The organism is Novosphingobium sp. B 225 (assembly GCF_002198665.1).
Lineage (GTDB): Bacteria > Pseudomonadota > Alphaproteobacteria > Sphingomonadales > Sphingomonadaceae > Novosphingobium.
In genome coordinates, this window is sequence record NZ_MWLM01000027.1 from 1 (window position 1) to 9,507 (window position 9,507).

Consider the following 9,507-nt stretch of genomic DNA (forward strand, 5'->3'; position numbering starts at 1 on the left):
CTTCTGGTGTGGGGGAATCGGGCTGGGTCATCCCGATTATGGATCAAATCAAATCCTACATTGCAAGAACAAAGTGGGAACTTTGAGCATATTTGAGCTGAGTTCGCCCCTCCCCAATTCGTCACCCTGCAACACGTTCAGGGTGACGGGTTTTGAGTTTGCAGGACTATGCCGGGTCAAACATCGACCAGACTCAATCTTCCCGCGCCGGGATCGCGCCCGGCCGCAGGATCGTCCAGCCGGCCAGCGCATGGCCCGCCAAAGCCGCCGCGTGCCAATCCGCGCCCTGCAGCCGCGCGCCGAGGTAGCCGGCATTGAAAGCATCGCCCGCACCGCTGGTATCGACCGGATCGAGCCGGGCGGGCGGGGGCACCAACTGACCGTCTGGCAGCAGGCAGCCCTGCGCGCCCAGCTTTACCACCACCTCTTCGCAGCCCAGCGCCTGCCAGCGCCGCATCACATCTGCTGCGGTCTGCGGGCCGGCCAGGGCCGCCTCATCCTCCAGGGTCGGCAGGCCGATCGTGGACACGGCAATGGCCCGGTCGCGCCATTCCATCGTTTCGGCCGGATCGCGCCACAACCGGGGACGGTAATTGCCGTCAAAGGCAATCTGCCCGCCATTCGCCCGCACCATCCGGGCCAGTTCGAGCAGCCGCGCGCGGCCTGCATCGGGCAGCACTGCCAGACTGATCAGCGAGAAAGCCAGCAGATCTGCCGTTGCTGCCACGGCCAGCGCCGGTTCGGCGGCAGGCAGGGCAAACAGTTCCCGCGCGGCGCTGCTATCGCGCCAATAGGTAAAGCTGCGTTCGCCAACAGCATCGGTGGTGATCGCGTAGAGCCCGGTGCTGCGCGTGGGGTGGTTCAGCACCAGCGAGGTATCCAGCCCTTCGGCTGCCCATTTGGCTTTCAGGTCCGCACTCAGCGGATCACTGCCCAAAGCAGTCAGATAGGCCACATCATGCCCGGCCCGGGCCAGATGGATCGCGGTGTTGAGCGTATCGCCGCCATGGCCAAGCTGCCAGTCCCCGCCCTTTCGGGCGAGTTCCAGCATCCCTTCACCGATCAGGACGATCCGCGCCAAGGCTTATCTGCAAGCCGCGTTGCCAGCGCCGGGCAGGCTGTAGAAGCCGACCGACTGGCCCGGAATGGCCACCGCGCCGCTCACCGCCGCACCCTGCAATCCGGTCAGCTCGCCGCTGGCCGACAGCGCCGGGCTGTTGCCGTTGATCGTGATCTGGCGGGTATCGACCGGCTGCCCGGTCATGGTCCAGCCCATACCCTTGCCGCCCAGGTTCAGCTTTTGCGGTGCCTCGCCGGTGTTGAGCGCCATCACGGTCACCCCGCCGCGCCCGCCCGGCATGCATTGCGCATAAAGCCGCAGCGCGGGGCTAGGTGATTTGGGTGAGGCGAGCACGGTGCTGCCCATGGTCCGGTGCCACAGCACAGATGCCCAATAGTTCGGGCGCGGGGTCATGGTATCGCGGTCGATCAGGCCGTAATCGCTGGCCGCCAGCGTGTTGTGCTGGATCGTCTGCAGCCCCAGCTGCGCCAGTGCGGCGTGCTGGTTGAGGTAGCGGAAGGTATCGAGGAAAGTCGAAGCCCAGGGGCTGCCGCCGCAAGCCGCCTGCGCGGTTTCGGTGTTCCAGATCGGCTTGCCGGGCTCATACTTGTCGCGCAGCGCGGCGTAGTATTTGAAATCGCGCACGGTCAGGTCAAGCCAGTCCGGCGACAGGGCATAGCCCTTGACCGCAGTGCCGATTCCCAGCCCCAGGCAGCGCTGCGAAACCGAGCCATAGAAGTGGTAGGATACCGCATCGACGCTGTTCGGGTTCTGCTTCATCATGTCATCGGAACTGACGTGTGAGCCAAATTGCGATTCCGGCGGCTGATCGCCCAGCAGGCCCGCTTCGCCCACGCCGCCGACGCCCAGGATCTTCATTTCCGGGGCGTTTTTGCGCGCCCAGTCGCGAAAGATCCGGAATTCCGCGCCATAGTTTTCGGCGGTGTACTTCTTGGGCATTTCCGGCGCGGCGCTGGGCATGTTGGCTTCGTTGAAGAATTCGGCGGCATAGATGCTGCCGCCGGCCGCGCGGGTCAGGTCAAGCCGGCGCTGTGCCTGCTCGGTGGTCCACACCCCGTCCGCGCCGCGCGTGCCGTTGCTGACGGCAAAGCTGGTGACGATCGGGGCATCGACGGCCTTGGAAAAGGCGACGACATTCTTCCACTGGTCACGCGTCAGCACCTGGACAAAGCCTGCGGGCGGGGCGGACAAGTGCTCACCCTCGGCCTCAAGATAGGTGTTGTTGGCCCAGGTGCCGCTGACCCGCAGCAGCGCCGGGCCCAGCGCCTTGCCCAGCGCGATCAGCTTCGGATCGGTCAGGTCAATCGGCGGGCGCTGGCGATAGCGTTCGTTCGCTGGGCCGCCATAGGGGGCCCAGAACCGGCCGCCGGTCACTTCGACCATTTCGATATTATAGCCCTGATAACGGGCATCGATCGTGGCAAGTTTGGCCAGCTTGCCAAGCTGCAGGGCCGGGGCAGGGGCCGGGCCAGCGCCGGACAGGGCAATCAGCGCGCTGGCGGCCAGCAGGGTCTTTCGGATCATCATCTCACCAGCTCCACATGGTGCCGTCTTCCAGTCGCGCGACTGGCAGATAGGCGGGTTTATAGGGATATTTCGCGGCCAGCGCCTCGTCGATGTCGACCCCGTGGCCGGGGGTGTCACCGACGAACAGTTCGCCCTTTTCAAAGGTGTAATCGTGCGGGAACACCGCGTCGGTTTCCGGGGTGTGGCGCATGTATTCCTGGATCCCGAAATTGGGCACCCAGGTATCGAAATGCAGCGCGCAGCCCATGGTGATGGGCGAAAGGTCGGTCGCGCCGTGGCAGCCGGTGCGGATCTGGTAAAGGCTCGCCAGATCGGCGATCCGGCGCAGATGGGTGATCCCGCCCGCGCCGACCACGGTGGCGCGGATATAGTCGATCAGTTGGTTCTGGATCAGGTCCTTGGCGTCCCAGATCGTGTTGAAGATCTCTCCCACCGCCAGCGGGGTAACGGTGTGCTGGCGGACCAGCTTGAACGCTTCCTGGTTTTCCGCCGGGGTGCAATCCTCAAACCAGAACAGCTGGTAGGGTTCCAGCATCTTGCCCAGATTGGCGGCTTCCTGCGGGGTATAGCGGTGGTGGCCGTCGTGCAGCAGGTGATGGTCAAAGCCATAGGTCTTACGCAGTTCCTCGAACAGCTTGGGCACGTAATTCAGCGCCTTGCGGGTGTCCCAGCCGGTAACGCTGGGCAGGCTGGCATCGGCCGGCTCATAGTACAGCTTGCCGCGCCCGACCCCATAGGCATCCTTGATCCCCGGCACCCCGGTCTGCGCGCGGATCGCCTTGTAGCCCAGGTCGATGTACTGGCCCACCGCTTCAACCGTTTCGGCAATGTCGCTGCCATTGGCGTGGCCATAGACCATGATCCCGTCCCGGCTCTTCCCGCCGAGCAGATCATACAGCGGCATTCCCGCCATCTTGGCCTTGATGTCCCACAGCGCCATATCGACCGCCGCAATCGCCCGCATGGTCACCGGGCCGCGCCGCCAATAGGCGCCCTTGTAGAGGTACTGCCACACATCCTCGATCCGGCGGGGGTCCATGCCGATCAGGCAGGGGACCACGTGATCTTCAAGATAGCTGACCACCGCCAGCTCGCGCCCGTTCAGCGTGGCATCGCCGATGCCATAGACGCCCTGATCGGTTTCGATCTTCAGTGTCACGAAATTGCGCCCGGGGCACGTGACGATGACCTTGGCGGACTGGATCTTCATGGGATTCCCTGTGTCAAATGGGCTGGCCTGTGCTAAGACGTCTTGACCAGATTAGTCTGGCCTGTCAAGAGAATTGGTAAGACCAAAAGGAAATGCAATGAGCGACACGCCCGACAAGACGCAAGACCGGCTCTATCAGGATCTGGCACGCAGCCTGATGGAGGAGCTTGCTTCGGGCCGTTATCCCATCGGCGCGCGGCTGCCGGCCGAACGCGAACTGGCGACCAGCTATAACGTCAGCCGCCCGACCGTGCGCGAGGCGATCATCGCGCTGGAAGTGCAGGGGCTGGTCGAGGTCAAGGTCGGCTCGGGCGCCTATGTCCGCCGCCTGCCGGGCAAGGAAGACCTGCCCGGGTTCAACATCACCGCGTTCGAGCTGACCGAAGCGCGGCTGCTGTTCGAAGGCGAGGCCGCCGCGCTCGCCGCAACGCAGGCCAGCGACGAGGAACTGGACGGGATCGAGCGTCTGGTCGAAGCGATCGCGCGCGAAAACCAGCAGGCCGATGGGGCCGAAAAGTCTGACCGCGAATTCCACCTCGCCATCGCCAGGGCCACGCGCAACACCGCCATCTACAACGCGATCGAGCATCTGTGGGATCTGCGCGCCACTTCGCCCGAAGCCGCCTTGCTCCACGAAAAGGCCCGCAGCGCCAATATCAAGCCGGTGGTCGATGAACATACCGCCGTGCTGACCGCGCTGCGCAACCGCGATCCGGGTGCGGCCCGCGCCGCGATGCGCGCGCATCTGGCGCAAGTGATCGACAGCCTGCTGTTCGCCACCGAAGAACGCGCGATCGAGGAAGCGCGCCGCACCGCCCAGGCCAAGCGCGCGCGCTATCAGTCCGCGCCGTGACCCGCCCGCTGATCCTCCACCCCGATCGCCTGCTCCCCGCCGATCCCGGCACGCGGGACATTGCCCGCGAACTCTATCGCGCGGTGCAGGGCGTGCCGATCATCAGCCCGCACGGCCACACCGATCCGGCCTGGTTTGCAGGCAATGCTCCGTTCGGCAACGCGGCGGAATTGCTGCTGCACCCGGATCACTATGTCTTCCGCATGCTCTATTCGCAGGGCGTGCCGCTTGCCGCGCTGGGAATCGGCAATCCCGATGCCGACCCGCGTGAGAGCTGGCGCCTGTTTGCGGCGCGCTACCACCTGTTTCGCGGCACCCCATCACGGATGTGGCTCGACTGGGTCTTTGCCGAAGTGTTCGGGCTGGACCAGTTGCTGAGCGCGGACACCGCGGACCGTTATTTCGACACCATCACCGCGGCGCTTGCCACCGATGCGTTCCGCCCGCGTGCGCTGTTCGAACGCTATAACATCGAAGTCATCGCCACCACCGAAAGCCCGCTCGACAGTCTGGAGCATCACGCCGCGATCCGCAGCAGCGGCTGGCAGGGCCGGGTGATCACCGCCTATCGCCCCGATCCGGTGGTCGATCCCGAATTTGAAGGGTTCCGCGATAATCTGGCGCTGCTGTCCGACCTGACCGGTGAGGATTGCCTGTCATGGACCGGCTACCTCGCCGCCCACCGCCAGCGCCGCGCCTTCTTCGCAGCGCATGGCGCGACCAGCACCGATCACGGCCACCCTACGGCCCAGACTGCCGATCTTTCCCCGGCCCATGCCGCAGCGCTGTTTGCCAAGGTCTCCAGCGGCGCGTTCACCCCGGCCGAAGCCGAACTGTTCCGCGCCCAGATGCTGACCGAAATGGCGGCGATGAGTGTGGAGGACGGGCTCGTCATGCAGCTTCACCCCGGTTCGTTCCGCAACCACAACGCGCAACTGTTTGCCGCGCTGGGGCGTGACAAGGGCGCGGATATTCCGACCCGCACCGACTATGTCCACGCGCTCAAACCGCTGCTTGACCGCTTCGGCAATGAGGCGCGGCTCTCGCTGATCCTCTTCACGCTGGATGAAAGCGTCTACGCGCGCGAACTCGCCCCGCTGGCCGGGCATTACCCCTGCCTGCGACTTGGCCCGGCCTGGTGGTTCCATGACAGTCCGGAAGGCATGCGCCGCTTCCGCGAAATGACCACCGAGACGGCGGGGTTCTACAACACGGTCGGCTTCAACGATGATACCCGCGCGTTCCTGTCGATCCCGGCGCGGCATGACGTGGCACGGCGGGTGGACTGCTCGTTCCTGGCGCGGCTGGTCGCCGAACACCGCATTCAGGATTGGGAAGCGGCGGAACTGGCGCAGGACCTCAGCTACAACCTCGCCAAGCGGGCCCACAAATTGTGAGACTGGCCAGCGCGACCGTCAGCCACCTCGGCCCCGGGGTGGAGCGCCCGGGCTATGACCGTGATGCGCAGGCCGTGGGCGTCGTTCATATCGGGATCGGCGCTTTCCACCGCGCGCATCAGGCCTGGTACACCGACCGCGCGATGGCAGCGGGGGACCGTGACTGGGCGATCACCGGCGTGTCGCTGCGTTCGGACGAAGTGGCGCGCCAGCTGAACCCGCAGGACGGGCTCTACACGGTCACCGAACGCTCTGCCGCCGGTTCCGCGACCCGGGTGGTGGCGGCCGTGCGCCGTGTGCTGGTTGCCGGGCAAGATTCCGCAGTCGTCATCGCCGCACTCGCCGCCCCGCAGACCCGGATCGTCAGCTTCACTGTCACCGAAAAGGGCTATTGCCGCGCTGCGGATGGCAACCTTGATTTAGGGCAGGCGGATCAGGGAAGCTTCTATCCCTTGCTGGCCCAGGCGCTGCGCCGCCGCCGCGATGCCGGGCTGCCCGGCCTGACTCTGCTGAGCTGCGACAACCTGGCCGACAATGGCCGCCAGCTTGAACGGTTGATGGGTGAATACCTTGATCGCCACGATCCCGCGCTGACCGGCTGGTTTCAGGCCGAGTGCGCCTGCCCATCCACCATGGTCGATCGGATCGTGCCCGCCACCACCGCTGCTGATCGGGCCGAACTGGCCGCGCGGACCGGGCTGGACGATCAGGGAGCGGTGATGACCGAACCGTTCAGCCAATGGGTGATCGAAGACCGCTTTGCCGGGCCGCGCCCGCGCTGGGAACGGGTTGGTGCGCAGCTGGTGCAGGATGTCCGTGCATATGAAACCGCCAAGCTCAGGATGCTCAACGGCGCGCATTCGCTGCTGGCCTATTGCGGGCTGGCGCGCGAGCACGCCTATGTGCACGAGGCGATTGGCGATCCGGTGTTGCTGGCGCTGGTCCGCCAGTTGCTGCTGGAAGAAGCCGCGCCCAGCATCGCCGCCGCGCCGGGGCAAGACCTCGCCCGTTACACGCAGGACCTGCTCACCCGCTTCGCCAATCCCGCGCTGAACCACCGGCTGATCCAGATCGCGATGGACGGCAGCCAGAAACTGCCGCAGCGCTGGCTGGAAACCTTGTCAGACAATCAGCAACAAGGCCGCAGCTGTCCCGCGATCGAAACGGGGATCGCAGACTGGATCCGCCACCTGCGCGGCGCAAATGGCCCGGTTGACGATCCGCGCGCCGCGGCGCTGGCCGGTGCGGCGGCGCAGGATGATGCGTTGACGTTGCTGTTCGGCCCCGGCGGGCCGATGGCATCGGCCTGGCAACCGGGCGGTTAATGGCTCGAGCCGCGTTGCACGCAGCGAAAACCGATGTGGCTGGTTGACGTATCGATCGTTTCCGGGTGCCGCGCTGCCGGGCGATAGCGCTGGCAATGGTTCGCGGCGCACAGGTGTGATCCGCCTTTCAGCACCTTGCGCCCGATCCGGATTTGCGGCTGGGCCTTGTCCAGACTGCCTTTCAGGGTTCCGCCGCGCGGATTGCTGATCGTGCAGCAGGCCTGCGGGCTGGCCTTGCGGATGGGCGCGGGGTGTTCTTCCCACCAGTCACGGGTCCATTCCCAGACATTGCCGATCATGTCGTAAAGCCCGTGGCCATTGGCCGGGAAACTGCCCACCGGAGAGGTCCGTTCCCACCCGTCTTCGCGGGTGTTGGCAAAGGGAAACAGGCCCTGCCAGTAATTGGCCATCATCTGGCCTTGCGGGGCGAGCTCGTCCCCCCAGGCAAAAGCCTTGCCTTCCAGCCCGCCGCGCGCGGCGAATTCGTGCTCGGCCTCGCTCGGCAGCTCCTTGTCCGCCCAGGCGGCATAGGCGGCGGCATCGCTCCACGCGACATGGACCACCGGGTGGTCCCACAATTCCAGCCCGTCAAGATCGCTGTCCGGACCCAGCGGATGGCGCCAATCGGCCCCGAAAGTGAACGACCACCAATGGTGGAATTCATGCAGCGGAACCGGACCCGCCGTCTTGGTGAAAACCAGCGATCCGGCGCGGTCCATTCCTGGCAGCATGCCGGGATAGTCCGCCGGATCGGGCGCGATTTCGGCTAGGGTGACATGGCCGGTCGCCGCAACGAATGCGGCGAACTGGCGGTTGGTGACCGGGGTGTCATCAATCCAGAAACCGTCCACCGCCACCTGGCGCAGCGGCGCTTCCTCGGGATACCAATCGAGCGAGCCCATGGTAAAGCTGCCCCCGGCGATCCAGCGCATGCCGGGCCGGTCAGCGCCTGCTGGTGGTTCTGCTTGCGGGATCTGGTCCATGTCTGTCGTCCTGTCAGATCCGAACCCTAGAACACCGGGGTAATCCGCCGCAATTCGCCAGACGCACCATCGGTGATGATCCACAGCGATCCGTCCTGCCCTTCGGCAATATCGCGGGTGCGGACATTCAGGTTGAAGCGCTGCACTTCCTGCGCGGTGTCACCCGTCAGGCGGACGCGGATCAGCGCCTTTGATGACAGCCCGGTCAACAGGATGTCACCGCGCCAGTCAGCAAATTCGTTGCCTTTGTAAAAGATCATTCCGGCCGGTGAAATGACCGGCGACCAGCTGAACCTGGGTGCTTCAAAGCCATCGCCAGCGGCATGATCGGGGATAGGATCACCGCTGTAGTGATCGCCATTGGAAACCGCCGGCCAGCCATAGTTGCGGGCCGAGAAGATCAGGTTCAGCTCGTCCCCGCCCATCGGCCCCATCTCGCTGGACCACAGGCGGCCATCGGGCGCGAACGCCAGGCCATACTGGTTGCGGTGGCCCAGCGACCAGATCTCGCTCCGCGCGCCTGCCTGCCCGACATAGGGATTGTCGGGCGGCACAGTGCCGTCGGGGAAGATCCGGATGATCTTGCCAAGGTTGTTGTCCAGGCTGAACAGGAAATCCTTGTCCAGTTCCTGCCGGTCACCCGAAGTCAGGAACAGATAACGCCCATCGGGTGAAAAGGTGATCCGCCCGCCCGGCTCGCCCGATCCGGCAAAGGCCACGATGGTTGGCTGCTGGCGGAACAGTTCGGTCACACTGGTCAGGCTGGCTCCGCCGCTGTCCTCGGTCAGCCGGGCAGAGGCCAGGGTCATGCGTTCGGGAAACAGCGCGGGATCATCCTTGGCCCGGCCAAGCCGCGCGGCGGATGGATCGCGCACCATGTAGGTGAAGTAGATCATCCGTGACACCGCGAAATCCGGGGCCAGGGCCACGTCAAGCATGCCGATGCTGGCGGGCAGGCCGCTAACCGGCGTGATCGCGCCCGCCGGGGTAATAAGCGAAAGCGCCCCGGGATTGCTGCGCCGGGTCACCAGGAACCGGGTGTCCGGCAGCACTTCCAGTGCCCAGGGATTGGCAATCGCCGCGATCGCGGTGGACTGCGTGACAGCGGTAACGGGCTTGGGCGGCGGGGGC

Annotated in this window: 8 protein-coding genes; 3 read left to right on the top strand and 5 right to left on the bottom strand. The window is 65.4% G+C overall.

Annotation, left to right across the window (positions count from 1 at the left end; translation table 11 throughout):
- Positions 1-193: 193 nt before the first annotated feature.
- The 3 genes from MNBBLIKP_RS03355 to manD are packed head-to-tail and all read right to left on the bottom strand — an operon-like array spanning position 194 to position 3,818.
- Entirely contained in the window at positions 194-1,051 is an 858-nt protein-coding gene (locus MNBBLIKP_RS03355) for a sugar kinase (RefSeq protein WP_088307477.1), read from the bottom strand.
- Positions 1,052-1,084: 33 nt separating this feature from the next.
- Positions 1,085-2,608, bottom strand: a complete 1,524-nt coding sequence (locus MNBBLIKP_RS03360) for a hypothetical protein (RefSeq protein WP_254912901.1) — start codon at positions 2,606-2,608, stop codon at positions 1,085-1,087.
- A gap of 1 nt (position 2,609) precedes the next feature.
- Positions 2,610-3,818 (bottom strand): D-mannonate dehydratase ManD, encoded by a 1,209-nt coding sequence (gene manD, locus MNBBLIKP_RS03365; RefSeq protein ID WP_088307465.1) that lies wholly within the window; start codon positions 3,816-3,818, stop codon positions 2,610-2,612.
- A gap of 97 nt (positions 3,819-3,915) precedes the next feature.
- Between manD and MNBBLIKP_RS03370 the strand changes: the two genes are divergently transcribed.
- The 3 genes from MNBBLIKP_RS03370 to MNBBLIKP_RS03380 are packed head-to-tail and all read left to right on the top strand — an operon-like array spanning position 3,916 to position 7,393.
- The gene (locus MNBBLIKP_RS03370; protein ID WP_088307467.1) at positions 3,916-4,671 is read left to right on the top strand and encodes a FadR/GntR family transcriptional regulator; all 756 of its coding nucleotides are present in this window, start codon (positions 3,916-3,918) and stop codon (positions 4,669-4,671) included.
- Positions 4,668-6,068: a glucuronate isomerase gene (gene uxaC / locus MNBBLIKP_RS03375; RefSeq protein WP_088307469.1), complete on the top strand. Its 1,401-nt coding sequence runs from the start codon at positions 4,668-4,670 to the stop codon at positions 6,066-6,068. Before MNBBLIKP_RS03370 ends, uxaC begins: the two co-directional genes overlap by 4 nt.
- Positions 6,065-7,393 carry a mannitol dehydrogenase family protein gene (locus MNBBLIKP_RS03380; protein ID WP_088307471.1) on the top strand — a complete coding sequence of 443 codons (1,329 nt, stop codon included), beginning with the start codon at positions 6,065-6,067 and terminating at the stop codon, positions 7,391-7,393. Before uxaC ends, MNBBLIKP_RS03380 begins: the two co-directional genes overlap by 4 nt.
- On the opposite strand, the gene MNBBLIKP_RS03385 is transcribed toward MNBBLIKP_RS03380, so the two are convergent.
- Positions 7,390-8,376, bottom strand: a complete 987-nt coding sequence (locus MNBBLIKP_RS03385) for a formylglycine-generating enzyme family protein (RefSeq protein ID WP_441339263.1) — start codon at positions 8,374-8,376, stop codon at positions 7,390-7,392. The genes MNBBLIKP_RS03380 and MNBBLIKP_RS03385 overlap by 4 nt on opposite strands.
- Before the next feature lie 26 nt (positions 8,377-8,402).
- A partial coding sequence (locus MNBBLIKP_RS03390; RefSeq protein ID WP_088307475.1) for a PQQ-dependent sugar dehydrogenase occupies positions 8,403-9,507 on the bottom strand: 1,105 nt, incomplete at its 5' end.

Coding starts and splice junctions, on each gene's coding strand:
- manD (WP_088307465.1), bottom strand. CDS start 3,818: ATGAAGATCCAGTCCGCCAAGGTCATCGTCACGTGCCCCGGGCGCAAT.
- MNBBLIKP_RS03385 (WP_441339263.1), bottom strand. CDS start 8,376: ATGGACCAGATCCCGCAAGCAGAACCACCAGCAGGCGCTGACCGGCCC.
- MNBBLIKP_RS03355 (WP_088307477.1), bottom strand. CDS start 1,051: ATGCTGGAACTCGCCCGAAAGGGCGGGGACTGGCAGCTTGGCCATGGC.
- MNBBLIKP_RS03360 (WP_254912901.1), bottom strand. CDS start 2,608: ATGATGATCCGAAAGACCCTGCTGGCCGCCAGCGCGCTGATTGCCCTG.
- MNBBLIKP_RS03370 (WP_088307467.1), top strand. CDS start 3,916: ATGAGCGACACGCCCGACAAGACGCAAGACCGGCTCTATCAGGATCTG.